Annotated in this window: 17 protein-coding genes and 1 tRNA gene; 9 read left to right on the forward strand and 9 right to left on the reverse strand. The window is 69.5% G+C overall.

Annotation, left to right across the window (positions count from 1 at the left end):
• Positions 1-40 precede the first annotated feature (40 nt).
• The 7 genes from K6T25_RS05840 (at position 41) to K6T25_RS05870 (ending at position 4,979) form a co-directional block, all read left to right on the forward strand.
• Complete coding sequence (locus K6T25_RS05840) at positions 41-919, forward strand: HVO_0234 family beta-propeller protein (RefSeq protein WP_222917236.1); 879 nt, start codon at positions 41-43, stop codon at positions 917-919.
• A gap of 141 nt (positions 920-1,060) precedes the next feature.
• On the forward strand, positions 1,061-1,912 hold the full coding sequence (prs, locus tag K6T25_RS05845) for a ribose-phosphate diphosphokinase (RefSeq protein WP_222917237.1): 852 nt from the start codon (positions 1,061-1,063) through the stop codon (positions 1,910-1,912).
• 191 nt (positions 1,913-2,103) lie between these two features.
• Positions 2,104-2,430, forward strand: coding sequence for a TM2 domain-containing protein (locus tag K6T25_RS05850; RefSeq protein WP_222917240.1), 327 nt, complete (start codon positions 2,104-2,106; stop codon positions 2,428-2,430).
• A 69-nt stretch (positions 2,431-2,499) separates the two neighbouring features.
• Entirely contained in the window at positions 2,500-2,958 is a 459-nt protein-coding gene (locus tag K6T25_RS05855; RefSeq protein WP_222917242.1) for a hypothetical protein, read from the forward strand.
• Positions 2,959-3,007: 49 nt separating this feature from the next.
• Positions 3,008-3,631 (forward strand): uracil-DNA glycosylase, encoded by a 624-nt coding sequence (locus tag K6T25_RS05860; RefSeq protein WP_222917244.1) that lies wholly within the window; start codon positions 3,008-3,010, stop codon positions 3,629-3,631.
• A 66-nt stretch (positions 3,632-3,697) separates the two neighbouring features.
• Positions 3,698-4,117, forward strand: a complete 420-nt coding sequence (locus K6T25_RS05865) for an HIT family protein (RefSeq protein WP_222917246.1) — start codon at positions 3,698-3,700, stop codon at positions 4,115-4,117.
• Positions 4,118-4,178: 61 nt separating this feature from the next.
• The gene (locus tag K6T25_RS05870) at positions 4,179-4,979 is read left to right on the forward strand and encodes a CpaE/TadZ family protein (protein ID WP_222917248.1); all 801 of its coding nucleotides are present in this window, start codon (positions 4,179-4,181) and stop codon (positions 4,977-4,979) included.
• A gap of 198 nt (positions 4,980-5,177) precedes the next feature.
• Here K6T25_RS05870 and K6T25_RS05875 read toward each other — a convergent pair whose 3' ends face one another.
• A complete protein-coding gene (locus tag K6T25_RS05875) occupies positions 5,178-5,693 on the reverse strand; it encodes a DUF7858 family protein (RefSeq protein ID WP_222917250.1) in 516 nt (171 codons plus the stop codon).
• Between the two features lie 168 nt (positions 5,694-5,861).
• Here K6T25_RS05875 and K6T25_RS05880 point away from each other — a divergent pair, with 168 nt between their 5' ends.
• The gene (locus K6T25_RS05880) at positions 5,862-6,722 is read left to right on the forward strand and encodes a transcription initiation factor IIB (protein ID WP_222917251.1); all 861 of its coding nucleotides are present in this window, start codon (positions 5,862-5,864) and stop codon (positions 6,720-6,722) included.
• Between the two features lie 41 nt (positions 6,723-6,763).
• Here the strand turns inward: K6T25_RS05880 and K6T25_RS05885 are convergent, their stop codons facing one another.
• The 8 genes from K6T25_RS05885 to K6T25_RS05920 all read right to left on the reverse strand — a co-directional run bounded on the left by K6T25_RS05885 (position 6,764) and on the right by K6T25_RS05920 (position 16,265).
• Entirely contained in the window at positions 6,764-7,426 is a 663-nt protein-coding gene (locus K6T25_RS05885) for a nucleotide-binding protein (protein WP_222917253.1), read from the reverse strand.
• Positions 7,423-8,250, reverse strand: a complete 828-nt coding sequence (locus tag K6T25_RS05890; RefSeq protein ID WP_222917255.1) for a DUF7857 domain-containing protein — start codon at positions 8,248-8,250, stop codon at positions 7,423-7,425. The genes K6T25_RS05885 and K6T25_RS05890 overlap by 4 nt, the downstream gene beginning before the upstream one ends.
• A gap of 94 nt (positions 8,251-8,344) precedes the next feature.
• Positions 8,345-9,256 carry a DUF7856 family protein gene (locus K6T25_RS05895; RefSeq protein WP_222917257.1) on the reverse strand — a complete coding sequence of 304 codons (912 nt, stop codon included), beginning with the start codon at positions 9,254-9,256 and terminating at the stop codon, positions 8,345-8,347.
• On the reverse strand, positions 9,253-9,591 hold the full coding sequence (locus K6T25_RS05900) for a DUF7855 family protein (RefSeq protein WP_222917259.1): 339 nt from the start codon (positions 9,589-9,591) through the stop codon (positions 9,253-9,255). Before K6T25_RS05900 ends, K6T25_RS05895 begins: the two co-directional genes overlap by 4 nt.
• A 67-nt stretch (positions 9,592-9,658) precedes the next feature.
• On the reverse strand, positions 9,659-9,943 hold the full coding sequence (locus tag K6T25_RS05905; RefSeq protein WP_222917261.1) for a DUF7854 family protein: 285 nt from the start codon (positions 9,941-9,943) through the stop codon (positions 9,659-9,661).
• Positions 9,944-9,948: 5 nt separating this feature from the next.
• Positions 9,949-14,166, reverse strand: coding sequence for an LAGLIDADG family homing endonuclease (locus K6T25_RS05910; RefSeq protein WP_222917262.1), 4,218 nt, complete (start codon positions 14,164-14,166; stop codon positions 9,949-9,951).
• Between the two features lie 107 nt (positions 14,167-14,273).
• Positions 14,274-14,346: transfer RNA gene (locus tag K6T25_RS05915), tRNA-Pro, on the reverse strand.
• Between the two features lie 62 nt (positions 14,347-14,408).
• Positions 14,409-16,265 carry an SLC13 family permease gene (locus K6T25_RS05920; RefSeq protein WP_225917822.1) on the reverse strand — a complete coding sequence of 619 codons (1,857 nt, stop codon included), beginning with the start codon at positions 16,263-16,265 and terminating at the stop codon, positions 14,409-14,411.
• Positions 16,266-16,407: 142 nt separating this feature from the next.
• Here K6T25_RS05920 and K6T25_RS05925 point away from each other — a divergent pair, with 142 nt between their 5' ends.
• Entirely contained in the window at positions 16,408-17,007 is a 600-nt protein-coding gene (locus tag K6T25_RS05925) for a DUF5789 family protein (protein ID WP_222917264.1), read from the forward strand.
• Positions 17,008-17,026: the final 19 nt, after the last annotated feature.

A 17,026-nucleotide genomic window follows, 5' to 3' on the forward strand; every position in this document is an offset into this window, starting at 1 on the left:
CTTCGGGGGGCTTATTCGGCCCGCCTTCGCACGCCAGCGTATGCCAACTATCGCCGAGAAGCGCGTGTTCACGAAGCGCGACGACGTGGTTCGGGCGCTCGTGGCGAGTTCGATGGGCGTCGTCGGGGTCTCCCTCTCGGGCGACATCGTGGGCGAGTTCGGGATCGAACACCGCTGTGACGCCCGCGACGTGGCCGCCCGCGGCGACGCCGTCGCGGTGGCGACCGACGAGGACGTGCTCGTCGGCGACTTCGAGCCGACGGGCCACGGCCCCGCCGTCGCCGTGGGCGTCGCGGACGAAGGTGTCATCGCGGCGGCGCCCGACGGCGCCGTTTCGGTGCTCGCCAGCGACGCGGACGCCGACGGTTCGAACGCCGACAACGCGGACGCCGACGACGACGTGTGGACCGCCGTCGGCTCGGTCGACGACCCACGCCGGCTGGACGGTCGGCTCGTCGCCGCCGCCGACGGCGTCCACCGCCTGGCCGACGGGAGCCTGGAGTACGCCGGGCTGGACGACGCGAGGGACGTGAGCGACCGGGGCGTTCCGCTGGCGGTGACCGACGAGGCGCTGTACACCCTCGGCAACGGCTGGATGCGCGACCTCGACCCGGCCGACGACGAGACCACGGATCCGGGCGTCCAGGCCGGGCCCGGGTTCCGCTGCGTCGCCGCGGACGGAGGCGGGGAGCGCGCAGTCGCCGCGACGGGTGCGGCGCTGTACGAGCGCGCCGACGCGACGGCGACCGACTGGGTCCGGCACGACGAGTCGGGCGTGGTCGACGCCGCGTTTGCGGGTCGCCACCTCGTCGCGGTCACCGGCGGCGGCGAGGCCCGGGTGTACGCCGACGGAGGGTGGCGCGGACGGACGCTCGGGCTGCCCGAGGTTCGGGCGGTCGCAGTCCCGGGCGACCACTGATCGGTCGGCAGCGACGCCGCGATCACGGGTCCCGGACCCGCGTCCCGTACGGGTGTCGCCGCCGCTTCCGTCGGCTGTGACGCCGCCGCACGCGTCGGCCGAGTAGGAACGCGTTTGTATCCGGACGCGGGAACGACGTGTATGATCGTACCCGGGTCCGCATCGCAGGCGCTCGCGGCCGCGCTCGCCGACCACGCCGAGCGGCCGCTCGCCACGCCGGAGTACCGCTGGTTCCCGGACGGCGAGGCGTGCGCCTCCGTGCCCGACTTCGCCGGCGAGGAGGCCGTCGTCGTGGCCGCGACCGACTCCAACGACGCGCTCGTCGAACTGCTCCAGTTACAGGACGCCGTCCGCGAGGCCGGCGCCGAGACCGTCACGACCGTCCTGCCGTACATGGGCTACGCCCGCCAGGACCGCGCGTTCGAGGAGGGACAGCCCGTCTCCGCGCGGGCGGTCGCCCGCGCTGTCTCGACCGGAACCGACCGCGTCCTCCTCGTGACGCCCCACGAGGCCGGCGTGGCCGACTACTTCGACGTGCCCGTCGAGGTGCTCGAGGCCGCGCCGTTGCTGGCGGAGCCGCTCCCCGCGGACCTGTCGGAACCGCTGTTTCTCGGCCCCGACGCCTCCGCGGAGGAGTTGGCCGTCGCCGTCCGCGACGCCTACGGCGGCGGCGAGACGGACTTCTTCGAGAAGGCGCGCGACTACGACACCGGCGAGGTGACCGTCACGCCCGGCGACGCCGACGTGGCCGGCCGCGACGTGGTCGTCGTCGACGACATCATCGCGACCGGGTCGACGATGAGCGAGGCGGTCGCCGCCCTGCACGAGCGCGACTGCGACGACGTGTACACCGCCTGCGTCCACGGGATGCTCGCGAGCAACGCCCGCACGAAGCTCGCCGCCGCCGGCGTCACGCGCGTCGTCGCCAGCGACACGCTCGAGCGTGCCGAAAGCGACGTGTCGGTGGCGCCGCTGGTGGCCGACGCGCTGTAGTCGCGGACGGGACGGACGGGCCCCCTCGGAACGGGCGTCGCCATCGGGACCCGAACGCGCGATTTCCAGACTGGTCCTCGGTCGGCGTGCCGAATCCGGATGTCGATCGGATAGCGATCGTATATTTTGTGTATCGCATTCGATATTCAACCAGTATATTTATTGTACGTGCAGAGAGGTTTGACACGAAGATGAGTAACGAAACACCCGGAGCGGACGAGCAGTTCTGCAGCAGTTGCGGTTCAGTGATCAAGAAGGAAGCGGAGATCTGCACCGAGTGCGGCGTCCGTCAGTCGACCCCGTCGAGCGGTGGTTCGAAGGACAAGACCAGCGCGGCGCTCCTCGCGATCTTCCTCGGCTGGATCGGGGGGCACCACTTCTACCTCGGCAACACCACCCGGGGGATCATCTACCTCCTGTTCTCGTGGACGGCGATCCCCGCGCTCCTCGGCATCATCGAGGGGATCATCTACCTCACGAAGTCCGAGGACGAGTTCCAGCGCCAGTACAGCAACTGAGGTCTCACCCCGACATTTTCCGATGTACACCACACCAGTAAGCCCCGAGACCGGCAACAGCCGATCGCCATGAGCAAACGGAAGGCCGCCGACGAGGTGTTCTGTCGCTCCTGCGGCGAGGCGATCAAGCGGGCGTCGGAGCTGTGCCCCAACTGCGGGGTCCGCAACGACAAGTACAGCCCGACCGGGGGCGGCTCCGCGGACGGTTCTCGCGACCTCACGCAATACGAGACGTCGGTGTCGGACACGTGGTGGTACGGGGTCGCCGCGGGAACGGGGATCTGGCTGCTGCTCGTGATCGCGTCCGCCGCGACCAGCGACCTGGGCGCAGCGGGCGGGTTCCTCGTCCTGATCGGGTGGGTCGGCCTCCCGCTGTCGGTGTACTTCGACACCCGATACGTCCGGGCGAACTCCGAGTGGGATCCGAACGTCGCGGTCTGGGTGGTCCTGACGGCGGTGTGGTTCCTCAACGTCCCCGCCGGCGCGGCCTACCTCTACCGGCGCCACCAGGTGCTCGGCGTTCCCTGACCGCGCCCGGACCGAAACCTCCAATCGCGCAGCTCACCGATCCGGCCCCGTGACGGGCTCGGAGGACTCGCTTCGCCACCCCGACCCCGAGGACCGGCTTGTCCTCGACCCGGGCTGTTCGCGCTGTCCCGCGCTGGTGGAATCACGGACCCGCATCTCGTGGGGCACCGGTCCCCGGGACGCGAGCGTGCTCGTCGTGGGCGAGGCGCCCGGCGCGGGCGACGCCGACGCCGAAACCTGGAGGGGCGGCAACCACACCGGCTGCGCGTACACCTCCCGTCATTCCGGTCGCCGGATCCGTCGCCTCATTCGGGACCTCGGCTACGGCGACGACTGCTTCCTCACGAACGCGGCGAAGTGCCATCCCGAGAGCGACCGCGATCCGACCGACGAGGAACTGGCGAACTGCCGCGGCCACCTCGAGACCGAGCTGGACGTCGTCGATCCGGAGGTCGTCGTCACGACCGGAAAGCACGCGACCGCGACGCTGCTCGCGTTCGAGGGGATCGAGCTGGACGGGTTTCTCGACGCGGTGTGCGAGCCGATCGAGTGCCCGACGCTCGGCGTGACGTGTCTGCCGATCCTTCACCCGAGCTATCGGGAGGTGTGGCTGTCGCGGCTGGGACTGAGTCCCGAGGAGTACAGGGAGCGGATCGCGGCGGAGTTGCCGTGAGCTGGGGCCGGCAGCTCCCCTCGCCGCCCGCAGTTTCAAGCGCCCGGACGACGGACGGTCACGTACATGAGCGACGACTGCATCTTCTGCTCGATCGTCGCGGGCGACATCCCCGCCCGCGTGGTCGCCGAGACCGACGACGCGCTCGCGTTCCTCGACGCGAACCCGATGGCCCGCGGCCACACCCTCGTGATCCCCAAAGGCCATCACCAGCGCATCGCGGACCTCTCGCGAGCGGAGTCGCGCGCCGTCTTCGACCTCGTACACGAGCTCGCCCCCGCGGTCGAGGACGCGGTCGACGCCGACGCCCACACGATCGGCGTCAACGACGGCCCGGACGCCGGTCAGGAGGTCCCCCACGCGCACGTGCACATCATCCCACGCTTCGAGGGCGACGGGGGCGGGCCGATCCACGTCGCCGCCGGGGACCGGCCGGACCTGGGGGACGACGAGTTGGACGAGATCGCCGACGCGATCGCCGAGTAGTCCGGCTTGTTCCGCGGCCGAACACACGCAATTATTTATCGGATGCGGGCACAGCAGTCACATGGCCAGCATTCGATCGCTCGCGTTCGTCGGCGCCGTCGGCGGCGCCGGCACGACCCGAACGGCCGTCGAGTGCGCCGCCGCGCTCGCTCGCGACGGCCGCGAAGTCGTCGTTCTCGACGCCGCCTACGCCACCCAAGGGCTCGGCGAGTTCGTCCCGGGGCGCATCGATCCGGACATAACCGCGCTGTGTCTCGACCCGCAACGGCCGCTCGCCGACGGGCTGTACGACCTCGATGCGGCAGTCGACGGCCGAGTCGCGCTCGCGCCGGCGCAGGCACCCTTCGAACGCGTCGCCCGCGCGACCGGCGACGACGCGGCGCAGGCGCTCGCCGACAGAGTGGCGGAGGCCGTCGCCGGCTTCGATCACGTCCTCCTCGACGTGCCGCCGGTCGCCGCCAACCCGGCGATCGCCGCGGTCCACGCCGTCGACCGCGTCGCGATCGTCGCGCCCGACACGGAACACGGCGCCGACGGTCGACGGCGACAGCACGACGTGCTTCGGGACATCGACGCGCCCGACGGTGACCCCGCCAGCGTCGGGGTCGCCGTCTCCGGGCCCGACGAACGCGACGACGGGACCGGAAACGGGGGCGACGAGCCCGGGACCGACGCGACGATTCCGCACGGGCCCGGCGAGTTCACCGCCGCGCCCGCGTGTCTCGGGACGGACGCGTTCGCCGCCGGAGTCGTCGCCGCAACGGAGACGCTGTTCGAGACGCAGGTGAGTGTCGAGTTCGAGGACGGCGGGGTGATCGGCCGTCTCAGCGCCGGCGTCGACCGCGTCCGCGGCGGCGAGTGACACGTACCGAGCGTCGGCCGAGGACCGGCACCCGCGCCGCTGTGAAGGCCGAGAACCATCCACAGGAGAGATCGACGGTTGCGGAGGTCCTTGACATCGGTCAGTGAGTTCCGTTTCGAACGGCACGCCCACCGAAGTCAGCGCAGGTCCGAGACGGAACTCATCGACCGATGCCGCGAACGTGTGCCCCGACCGGAGTCAGCGCAGGTCCGCGGCATCGGTCATCGTCTCCCCGAGTTCGTCCCGTTTCTCCACGCTCGCGTTGCCGCCGTCGGCGAGCGCGCCGCGGGCGACGTCGGCCAGTTCCGGAACCGGCTCGTGTGACTCGACGTAGCTCGCGAGCGCGAACGCCGCCTCGTCGCCGCCGGTCAGTTCGAGCGCGTCCACACGCGAGATGTCGCCGGAGAGCCAGTCGCGGACCACGCGACGGGCCGTCGGCGCGAGCGGAGAGACGCCCTGTACGCCACAGCGGTGAAGCACCTTCGCGGCGGTCATCGCGGAGACGCCGGCCTCGCGGGCGCTCGCACCCACGCGCTCGCCTCGGGCGTAGTGCTCGAGCACGACCGCGGCCGCCTCGGGCGTACACGCCAGCGCGTCGGCGTGTGGGGCGAGCCGGGACACGAGGTCGCCGCCGGTGTCGTCCACCGAGGCGACGCCGCGTGGCTCCTGCCGGGCCGTCACCTCGATACCGGCGGCGATGTCGGAGAGCGCCATAGTCACTCTCGATCGGCATGCGGTATAAATTCGTCTGCCAGGATTGCTACGATAACGCTCGATCTCCCTGCAACGTACCGGTTATCGGTACGTTCGAGCGCGCTCGAACGGTCGGCGGGCTGCCGATCTCCCCACACATAAGTATGGGTTCGCGACCGACGTTCGAGTATGGCAACGAGCACGACGGTGTGCCCGGAATGCGACGGTCGAGTGCAAGCCGACGGCGACGAGGCGGTGTGCAGCGAGTGCGGACTCGTCGTCTCGGCGGACCGTATCGATCGCGGTCCCGAGTGGCGGAGCTTCGCGGACGACGACCACGATCCCAGACGGACGGGAGCGCCGTTGACGCGCTCGCGTCACGACCGCGGGCTCTCGACCGAGATCGGTCACACGCGAGTGAAGGGCCGCAAGCGTCGCCAGTGGGCGCGGATGCGCAGACAACACACGCGAGCGCAGATCTCCTCGAAGCGGGACCGCAACAAGGTGTACGGCTTCACCGAGATCCGGCGGATCGTCTCGTGTGCTGGACTTCCTGATTCGCTTCGCGATCAGGCGTGTTCGCTGTTCACGTCGGCGCAGGACGCCGACCTGCTTCGGGGGCGGTCGCTGGAGGGGTTCGCCGCCGCGTCGGTGTACGTCGCCTGCCGGGTCGCCGGCGTCTCGCGCACCCGCGGCGAGCTGGTCGCCGACGCCAAAGCCGACGCCGACGAGCTCCGCGCAGCCTTCGACGCGATGAACCGTGAGCTCGGCCTCCCGGTGGGTCCCATCGATCCGGTCGAGTACCTCCCGCGGTTCGCCACGGAGCTGGGACTCGACACCGACGTCGAGCGCGCCGCCCGCGAGTATCTGAGCCTCGCCCGCGACGAGGGACTCACGAACGGCCGGAACCCCTCCGGCGTCGCCGCGGCGTGTCTGTACGCCGCCGCGCGCGACGCCGGCGCCGACTGTACGCAGGCGGCCGCAGCCGACGTCGCCGACGTGACGCCCGTCACGCTCCGCTCGTCGTACGTCGAGCTTCGCGAGGAGTAGCCGGTCGGCGCCGGGGCGGGTGAACGGGTCGCCGTTCTCGGCTACCCGACCGCGCAGCGCCGGACGGCCCCGGCGAGTTCCTCGACCGCTCGGGCCGCGGCCGACCCCGGAGCCGTCCTCCCCACCGGTTCCCGGGCGACGATCGACTGTCCGAGCCGCGGGTCGGCCGGCACCGCCGTCGTCGGCGCGCCGAGCGCGCGCTCGACCGCCTCCGCCGGCGGGTCGTCGACGACGCGGTTGAGCGCGACGGCCGCGAGCCCGCAGTCGAGCTCCCGGGCCAGCTCGCGGGCCGCGACCGCGTTCGCCAGCGCCCACCGCGTCGGCGACGCGACGAGGAGACACGCGTCGGCGACGGCCAGCGGCGCGCCAGCGTCGACGCGGAGTCCGGCGGGCGAATCGACGACGACGTGTTCGTACCCGTCGACCGCGACCGCGTCCGGGAGCCGGCGCACGTCCGCCAGCCGCGCGCCCGCGAGAGTCCGACCGCACGGGAGCACGTCCACGGGCCCCGGCCGAACGGCCTCCGCGGGCGTCGCCCGACCGGCGAGCACGTCGTGGAGGTCCGGGCCGCGCTCGCGCCCGCCCGGCAGGTCCGCCATCGCGAGGTCCGCGTCGACGACGAGCGCGTCGAGCGCGTCCGCGACGTTGTACGCCAGCGTCGACTTGCCGACCCCGCCCTTTCCGCCGGCGACCGCGACGATCACGCGAGTCGCTCCATGGCGTCCGTGGGCACGTCGACGACCTCCGCCCGCGCGACGAGCGACTCGGCTCGCTCCGCGATCCGCGCCAACGTCCGGGCGTCGGTCGCGACCAGTTCCTGTAACCCGGCGGGACCGATGCCGGCATCGAGCACCGCCGTCACGTCCGACACCGATCCGTTCTCGAGGGTCTCCGCGTGCGAGATCCGACCGTCGGCCGCCTCGAGGTAGCGCGCCACTCCCGGCGGGAGCGTCGCCGGGTCCGGATCCGACCCGTCGGAAGTCGACCGTGGAGAGGTCGATCCACCCGAGTTCGCGCCACCGGACGCCGGTCCGTCCGAACCCGCTCCATCGGCCGACGGTCCGTCGACGGCGGCTCCACTGGATTCCGGCGGGCCGCCAGCCTGACCGCCGACCGGACCGAGCGCGTCCGGCGGCGGCCTGTGATCCGCCAACTCGGCGAGCGCGTCGTTCAGCGGGTCCGCCTCATCGGTCGAGGGATCGGAAACGGCGACGAGTTCGACCGGATCCTCCGTCCCCGAAGCGTCTGGTCCTTCCCGTGAGAGCGCCTCATCGCCGGACGTGGCGCCGTCCGCGAGTCGACAGGCGTAGCCGAGCGCGAGCTCGTCGTGCGCGTCGACGACGCCCGCGTACCCGTCGGCCGACCAGCCCGGTTCGGGCACGCCGTGTCGCCGCGGCGGGAGTACCGAGCCCTGGAGACGGTTCTCGACGGCGACACGTCGGTCGACCGGCTCCGTGTTCCGGACGTGGACGGCGACGAGCGCGATGCCCGATTCAGTCGTCACGCTGGAGTCCAGCGATATCGGCATGCCCGGAGTGGTCCCGTCATCGGCGATAAACGTCCGCTCGGGCGAGTCGACGGACGGAACTCGTGCGGTCGCCGGGGAGGGGTTCCGCGGTCGGTCAGTCGGGGCGGACGAACACGACCGGCGCACGGAGCCACTCGCGCGCCGCCGCCGGGGTCGAGAACCGGTCGACGCCGACGACGACAGGATCGCTCCGGCGGGCGACGCGCACCGCGGCCGCGTGCGCGACGACGGCGTCGCCATCGAAGTCCGCCGGACCGTCGCCCGGTCGAGCAGTGAGAGACGCTTCGGCGACGGAGTCGCCGCCGAGGACGCACGCGGCCTCCGAGCGGAACGCCTCGACCGCGTCCGCGAAGGCTGGATACATCTCACGAGCGAGATCACGCCGGACCGTACGGCGGCGGTTATCGAGCGCGTCACGCAGACGGAGGCGGTGCTCGCGTGCGTCGCGAGCCGCCCGCGAGCGCTCGGCGGCGTCGGCGAGCGCCTGTTGGGCCGCGACTCGGTCGGTCTCCGCCTCGGTCAGCGCCCGCGTCGCCGCGTCGAACTCCGCCTGCAGCGCGTCGACCGTCGATTCCCCGGCGTCCGCGTCGGCGTCAGTGTCCGCGTCGGCGTCCGTCCGCTCGCGAGCCTGGGCGAGCCGGCCACGGAGCGTCGCCGCCCGCTCGCGCAGCCGCTCCACGTCGGCGCCGGCCGCCGCCGCGCGACGGCGCGCTGCCGCCAGCGCGTCGCTCGTGTCGCCCGCGGCGTCGACGTCCGCGACGACGGCCTCGAGTTCGCTCCGGAGCCGACGGCACTCGTCGTCCAGTCGATGCGCCCGTCCACGCTCGCGAGCCGCGGCTGCGAGGGCACGCCACAGCGACGGGGGGCGTTCCGTCACCGTCGCCAGCGGGTCGTCCGGGTCGAGATCGAGCGCGACACACGCGCCGTCGACGGTTCCCTCGGCGGCGGCACGCCCGAGTTCGGTCGATCCCGCCGGGGCGAACCGGTCTTCGAGCCGCTCGGTCACAGCTCGGCGTCGCGCATCGCCGCCGGGTCCGGGTGATCGGCCCCGACGGCGAACTTCGCGTACGGCGTGCTCGGCGCGTCGCGGTCCTCGTAGGCGACGGCGGCCTCGCGCACCGCCGGTCGAACGGCCGCGAACTCGTTGAACGGCTCGGTGTGTTCGACCTGCACATCGGCGCCGTGTTTCGCACGGAGGCGACACGCGAGAAAGGCACCCAACTCCGTCTCCGCGAACAGCGCCGCTCGACCGAACCGCCGGATGACGGTGTCACAGTGGCTGCGACAGACGTTGCGGAGCGTCGTCCGCGCCCCGCGGGAGTACGTCACGACGAGGATCATACGGTCACAGGTTCGAGATGAAATATAAACGTTCGGAGTCGCGTATCGAAGTCGAGACCGCCGCGCCCTACAACGGTTCGACCAGCACGTCTTCCGGGTCGACGTCGTCGTCGACGGCGGCGAGCGAGGCGATCCGTTCGCGGGCCTCGAGTGGGTCGGCGGCGACGACGACACGCCCCTCGCCGGGACCGTCGACGGCGTGGTACGCGCGGCGGTTCTCCACCTCGAACTCCGTTGCGTACGTCCGCAGGACGGTCGCGACGCGGCGCTCGGTGTCGGCGAGGTCGGCCTCGCCGTCCTCGAACGCGCGGATGGCGTCCTCCACGTTCCGGAGGGCTGAGATGCGGTCCATCGGTGTTACGTCGTCCGGACGTACCCCGGCTTCGGCTCGTAGATCTCGCCTTTCGTTCGGAACTTCTCGATCTGCTTTTCGGCCTTGTCCGCGTCCATTCCGGCCTCCTCCGCGCGTTCGAGGATCGTGTCCACCGGTGCGCCGGGCTCGTCGTCGTACTCTTCGACGATCGTCTCGATCAGCTCCTTGACGCTCTTGATCCGGTCGCGCTGGCTCTTGCTGGTTCCGGTTTCGACGACATCGGCGTCGAACTGCCCCGTCTCCGGGTCGACGCCGATGTCCTGCAGACACGAGCGGACGATCTCGATGATGCGCGTGGCGTCCTCCTCCTCGACGGTGTCCGAGAGGCGCACGCGGGCGCTCGCCTCCGAGAGCCGCACGAGCGCCTCCAGCTTCCGGGCGGTGACGGGGACGGGCGCGTCCTCGTCGGCGCCCTTCGCCCGAAGGTCGACGTAGAACTCGCGGATCGCCGCCCGCGCCTCGTCGCTCATCGTCGGGTAGCAGTTGCGCTTGGCGTACGCGATGTACTTCCGGAGGAGCTCGGCGTCGATGACGGGCGCGACCTCCTGAGTCACCTCGTCGACCTGCTCCTGGGTGAAGTTCGAGGTCGCCATCTCCGTGCGCTGGGTGTTCAACTCGCCCGCGTAGTTCGTCGTCAGGATGTGGTCGGCCAGCTTGGCGTCGTGCTCGGGGTCGGGGCTGTCGGTGACGGTGAAGATGAGGTCGAACCGGGAGACGAGTGCGGGCTCGAGGTCGATCTGCTCGCCGATCGGCTCGTACTGGTCGAAGCGGCCGTACTTGGGGTTCGCAGCGCCGAGGAGGGAGCACCGAGACTTGAGCGTCGCATTGATTCCGGCCTTGGAAATCGAGATGGAGTTGTGGAGCGCCACCCCCGAACTGACGAACGTGTTCGTCGGCTCGACCGTGACATCGTACACCCACTCCGTCTCGTACTCACCCGCGTTCGCGACGGATTCGACGTCCGTTACGCGGTAGTACCGGAGGTCGCACCGGTCGGCGAGCGTCTCCGTCCGCCGTTCGGCCTCGTGCATTGCCTCGTGAACCGCCGTCGCCGCCCGTTCAGCCAGGCTCTCACGAGTCTCGGAGTCGTATCCGCCCTTCTCGGCGTAGTGGATTCGGCTCGTCGGTACGCCGTCCAACCGTTCCGCGAGTTGCCGCCCCGACCAACCGACCGCCGACCGGATCGCACCGAGTTCGCCCGCATGGTCGATCGTTTCGCGGACGGTTCCGATCCGTTCGTGAAGCGTCTCGATCTCCTCGGAGACGGTTTCGACGCGAACCCCGTACCCTTCATCGAGGTTCTCTCGGAACCGCCCTGTCTTTCCGAGTCCGGTAAGCGTTCGTAGTTCTCGGATCTCCCGAGCAGCGCTCGTCGGCAGTACGTCGTGATGACGCGGTGTCCGTTCGCTCCGGTCGACGAACTCCTCCGCCTGTTCGTGACGGTCGTCCGCCGGGTCGACGACCGCGTCGACGAATCGCTCGGTCGAGTCACCCATCACGTACGTCTTCCACGAGTTCTCCGCGGCGTCGTGACGGATCCGGGAGGCGATCCCGAGCTTCGCGAGCGCGTCGGCGTAGTCGCGAGCCAATCGCTCTGAGGCCGTCGAAAAGGACATCGCCTCGCTCTCGACGCCGCCGTCGCCGGCGAACGCTCCGACGAGGAACCGTCGGATCTGATCCTCGGAGCCGCCGAGGACCCGGGCGGGAATCCGTTTTTCGCGAGCAGTGTGCATGAGTTCGGGGAAGTTCTCCTCGAACCACCGGTAGAGTTTGGTCGACACCCATCGCTGAGTTACTGTTCCCGCAGCGTTCGTCGTGTCAGTACTCTCGAACCCGAATACGCAGGACATCAGTTCGGCCATCCGCGCGAGAAGTCGTTCGTCCTGGTTCGAGAACCCGATCTCGTGTGTCGACCCCGCGTACGAATGCCCCTCCGCGGTGAGGAAGCCGAGGATCTCGGCGAGGTCCCCACTCAGATTCTCCGGGAGCGTAACGTCGCGTTCCGTCCCGACGTGAGGCTCGTCGGCGAGGTCGACTGGCTTGGCGGAGTTCGGGAGTTTTCGGGGTGCCGGAACGAACGCTCCCTCGTCGATGTCGTTCGCGTCGACCGTTCCGATCGAACCGTCGTCGTCGACGAACATCGGGTGATCCGGAGTTACGAGTACGTCGCGGCCGTTCGAGAACGTTACACGGACGAACTCCTCGGGTGCCTCGTGTCTGCTCACTCGATCGATCGGGAGTTTCGTCGTCTCGTTCGTCTCGAAGTCGACGGAGTGAACGCGAGCGTCCTCGATCGGAAGGATCTCACAGTCGACACCCTCTACCACGTCGTCCGAGCGTGCAGCCATTCGATCGTCCACGAACTCGCCGATCCGAACGCGTCGGCCATCCGCGAGGAACACCTCCGATCTCGGGTGATATGACTGCTGTTCGAGCGCTTCGTGCATTGCCGACCGGTCGTTCGAATCCATCTTATCCAGCTCGTCGACGGCGGCGATCCCCTTGTCGGCGAGCACGAGCGCACCGGCCTCCAACGTCCACTGCTGGCCGTCGCCGAAATCGTCGCGAACAGCTGCAGCAGTAAGCCCTGCAGCCGAGCTGCCCTTCCCGGATGTGTAGACCGACCGCGGAGCGATGTTCTGAATGTATGAGAGCATCTGGGAGTTGTGGGAGACCACCCCGTTCGAGACGTAGCTGTGCGTTCCTTCGACTTCGAGGTCGTAGACCCACTCCTCGTTGGGTTCGACGCGTTCGATGGACTCGATCCGTTCCCACGTTCGCTTGAACGACGTAGATCGGGGCGCCGACTCCGACGTGCGAATAGCGGCCGTTCCGCCGTCGGGTAGCGGCTCTGACACGGCAGCGATCGCTGTCGATTCGGAGAGTTGGTCGGCACGAACCGCATGGTGGCTCTCACCTGCTTGGACGAACAGCGGATGCGACGGCGTCATCTCCAACTCTCGCCCGCTGTTCGTGCGGACCCGGAGCATCTCATCGGGTGCCTCACGCTTCCACACCTTCGTCGCCCGCCGCGACTCGATATCGCCGTTCGGTCCGAGCGACGGCACCGAGAAGTCGGCGTGGTCCCACACCCCGTCGTCAACTGGCTTCGAGTCGTCGAGATTCGACTCGACCAACTCCCGGATCGGCACGTCACGGCCGTCTGCGAGCGAGACCCGCGTGTCCCCGTCGAGACACTTCCCCGTACCCGGATCCCCTATCAGAAGCATATGTAAGTCGCCCCGGATCCGCGACCCGTCCGGGAGGTGCTTCGTCACCCCCGAGAACAGTTGAAGGATCATCGAGAGCTTCTCCTGCTCGTAGCCGTAGATGGAGGGCGCGACCGAGGCGACCATCTCGTCGTAGATGTTCTCGTGCGTCGAGAGCTCGAGGATCTCCTGTTTGTCCTCGTCGGTGATGTCCATGTCCTCGAACTCCTCGTCCTCGATGACGACGGAGACGCCCTCCATGTACGGGTCGAACACCGTCGTCTTCTCCTGCCCGCTCGTCACCTGCTCCATCTCCAGGCGGCCGACGACGGTGACGTGGTCGCCGGGCGTCACCTTCCCACAGATGTCGTCCTCCAGGTTCACGTCGATGCTCTGGGGCGTCTCCCCCCCGCGCAGGCCTTCCGGCGACTCCTGCACCCGGAGCTGCTGGGAGTCGATGAACTTCGACTCGTTGTTGTTCACGCGGAACGGCCCCTGCCGCTCACAGCCCTGGCACTCGTGGGGCTCCTGGAACCCGGAGTCGTTCTGCGGGATGTACGTCATCGTCCCGCAGCGCTGGCACTCGAAGGCGGCCTCGACGATCTTCGGGCGCACGTCCGTCGCCTTGCGGACGATCCCCATCACGGCGACCATCGAGCCGATGTGGTCGTCGCTGACGCGGATACCGCGGATGTCGAGGGTGTTCTCGCGGGGGAGGTTCCGGAGGCGCACGTGCGCCTGTCCCAGCGAGATGTCGACCGGGAGGTCGTACGTGCGCAGCGCCTCTTCGGCGACCTGCTGCATCTCGCCGGGGCGGTTGAGGTAGCGTTCCGCGAGGTCGGGGTCGAACGTGTACAGGTCGTCGTACTCGACGTACAGCGACCGCTGCTCCTTCGGGTAGTTCTGGGCGAGGCGCGCGATGTCGTCCGCGCAGTAGGTCCGGTAGAAACTGAGGAAGGCGTCGACGTCCTGGCTCTCGGAGACCTGACTCATTGCACGGAGGTAGCCACCTCATCGGGTAAGAACTGTCGCCTCTCGGTGGAAGTGGATCCGGCGTCGGGAGACATCGACTCGGCCGTGGAGACCCTCGAGAACGGAAGTGGGACCGCCCGGATTTGAACCGGGGTCACGGGCACCCAAGGCCCGAAGTATACCAGGCTAACCCACGGTCCCCTACCGTCCAGTCCCCGCCCGCCGAACTAAACCGTTCCGTTCGCGTCGCTCCCGCGACCGGCTCACAATCCCAACCCGAACACGACCGGGATCCCGAGGGTCGTCACGACCGCGAAGATCGCCTGCAGCGGCGCCCCGACTCGCACGTAGTCGGTGAACCGGTAGCCGCCCGGACCGTACACGAACAGGTTCGTCTGGTAGCCGACGGGGGTCATGAACGCCGTCGACGCCGCGAACGTGACGGCCATCGCGAACGCGAGCGGGTTCGCGCCGAGCGTCGCGGCCACCTGTAGGGCGACGGGGATCATGAGCACGACGCTCGCGTTGTTCGAGATGACGTTCGTGAGCAGCGCCGTCACGACGTAGAACGCCCCGAGCAGCGCCAGCGGGGAGAGCACGTCCGCGCTCGCGACGATGGCGTTCGCGATCAACCCCGCGGCGCCGGAGGTCTGCATCGCGATGCCCAGCGGGATGACGCCCGCGAGCAGGAAGATCACGTCCCACTCGACGGCCTCGTACACCTCCCCGGGCTTCAGACAGCCCGTGACGACCATCGCGAGCGCCCCCGCGAGCGCGGAGACGACGATCGGGACCGCGTCGACCGCGGCGAGCCCGATCGCGAGCGCGACGATCCCGACCGCGACGGGCGTCTTCGACTCGCGGTAGTCGTGGCGCTCGATCGTCTGCGCGACGATGAGGTTCCGGTTCGCGTCCAGTCGCTCGACGGACGCCTCGCTCGCCTGCACGAGCAGGGTGTCGCCCACCCGTAGCGGGACGTGATCCATGCGCTGGCGGAACAGCTCCCCCCCGCGGCGGAGCGCAAGCACCGTCGCGTCGTAGCGCTGGCGGAAGCTCGCGGAGGCGAGCGACTCGCCGACCAGCGACGACCCGGGAGCGACGACGACCTCCACGAGGTTCTGCGCCTCCTCGGCGGTCTCCAGTTCCGCCTCGTCGACGACATCGGGAACGAGGTCGAGGCCCTCCACGTCGAGCAGCTCGACGAGGGTGGCCCGGTCGGTCCGGACGGCGAACAGGTCGCCCGCCTGGATCTCCTTTTGGCCGAGCGGTTCGAGGAACGTCCGGTTGTCGCGGACGAGTTGAACCAGGTCGATGTCGAACTCCGTCTCCGAGAGCGCCGCCTCGACGCGCTGGCCCACCAGCGGCGAGTCCTCGCGCACGACGACCTCCGTCAGGTACTCCGCCATCCGGAACTCCTCGGTGAGGTCCCCCCGTGGGGGGATCCGGGCCGGCGTGAGCCACCGCCCGATCGTGAGCAGGTACAGCGAGCCGACGATCAAAAGCACCGCGCCCAGCGGGAGGAACTCGAACATCCGGAACGGGCGGGCCACCGCGGCCGGTGCGAGCGTCGCGTACAGATCCGACGCGAGGATGTTGGTCGACGTGCCGATGAGGGTGAGCGTCCCGCCGAACATCGACGCGTAGCTCAGCGGGAGCAGCAGCTTCGACGGCGAGGTCTTCCCGCGCTCGGCCAGGTCGATCACCATCGGGAGCAGGATGGCGACCGCGGCGGTGTTGTTGATCAGCCCGGAGACCGGGCCGACGACGCCGATCGTCGCGCCCAGTTGCTTGGTCTCGTCGCCTTTGGTGATCCGGGCGATGAACGAGCCGAGCCGCTGGACGATCCCGGTCATGCGGATCCCCTCCGAGAGAATGAACATCGCGAGCACCGTCAGCGTCGCCGGGTTCGCGAACCCAGATAGCCCCTGCTCGACGGACACCAGCGCGAACGATTCCGCGAGCACGCCGACGTCCGCGAGCGCGGTCGTGACCGGTCCCGAGAGCAACAGCGCGACGAGAACGCCGATCGCGGTGATGTCGACCGGCACCGGCTCGGTGACGAACAACACGAGCGCCGCGAGGATCACCGCGAAGACGAACAGGATCTCGGGCGCGAACACGCCGAGTGCGACGCCCGGGGCGAGCAAAAAGGGTGAGGGAACGGACCGACGTAGCGACGGACCGCATCCGCGAACGGTCCGCGTTCGTACGGCCCGACAATCGGACACGGAGTTATGCGGATCGGGCGCCAACGCTAGACGAATGGCAGACGACAAACGCGGACGTGACAAGCAGGCGCACGACGCCGAGAAGCGCCGGCAGGAGCGAGCCATCGCCACGTATCTGGAGCGGTACGACGAGGAAGCGCCGGCGGTCGACCCGGACGTCCTGGCCGATATCGAACGGGCAGTCGAGACGCTGGAGTTCCCCGCGACCGGAGCCGAGATCGTCGCCGTGATCGGTGAACACGAGATCCCGACGGACACCGAGATGTACACTGCCGATTCGCTCCTCCCGGACGCCAACGAGGAGCTGTTCGACTCCCCTGCAGCCGTCCGTGTCCGGATACAGCGACCGACGGTCGCCGCGGCGATGAAGCGGATCGTCGAGGCCGCCGGATCGATCCGGGAGGTGAAACTCACCGGGTCACAGCGCGACGCCTACGAACGAACGCTACAGGAACTCGTGGATATCGACCCGGTCGACGAAAACGAGGGGATTCCGGTCGTCGCCGAGTGGGTCATCGAGCGGATCCACGACGACGACGCTCCTCCCGGCTCCCGGTCTGTCCGGCGAAAGGCGGCCGAATACTGTCGGGCGAACGGCTACGAGGTCCGAAACGACGAGTGGCTCGGCGTCTGACGGACGGATCGCGTCCCGG

The organism is Halobaculum rubrum, from assembly GCF_019880225.1.
GTDB lineage: Archaea > Halobacteriota > Halobacteria > Halobacteriales > Haloferacaceae > Halobaculum > Halobaculum rubrum.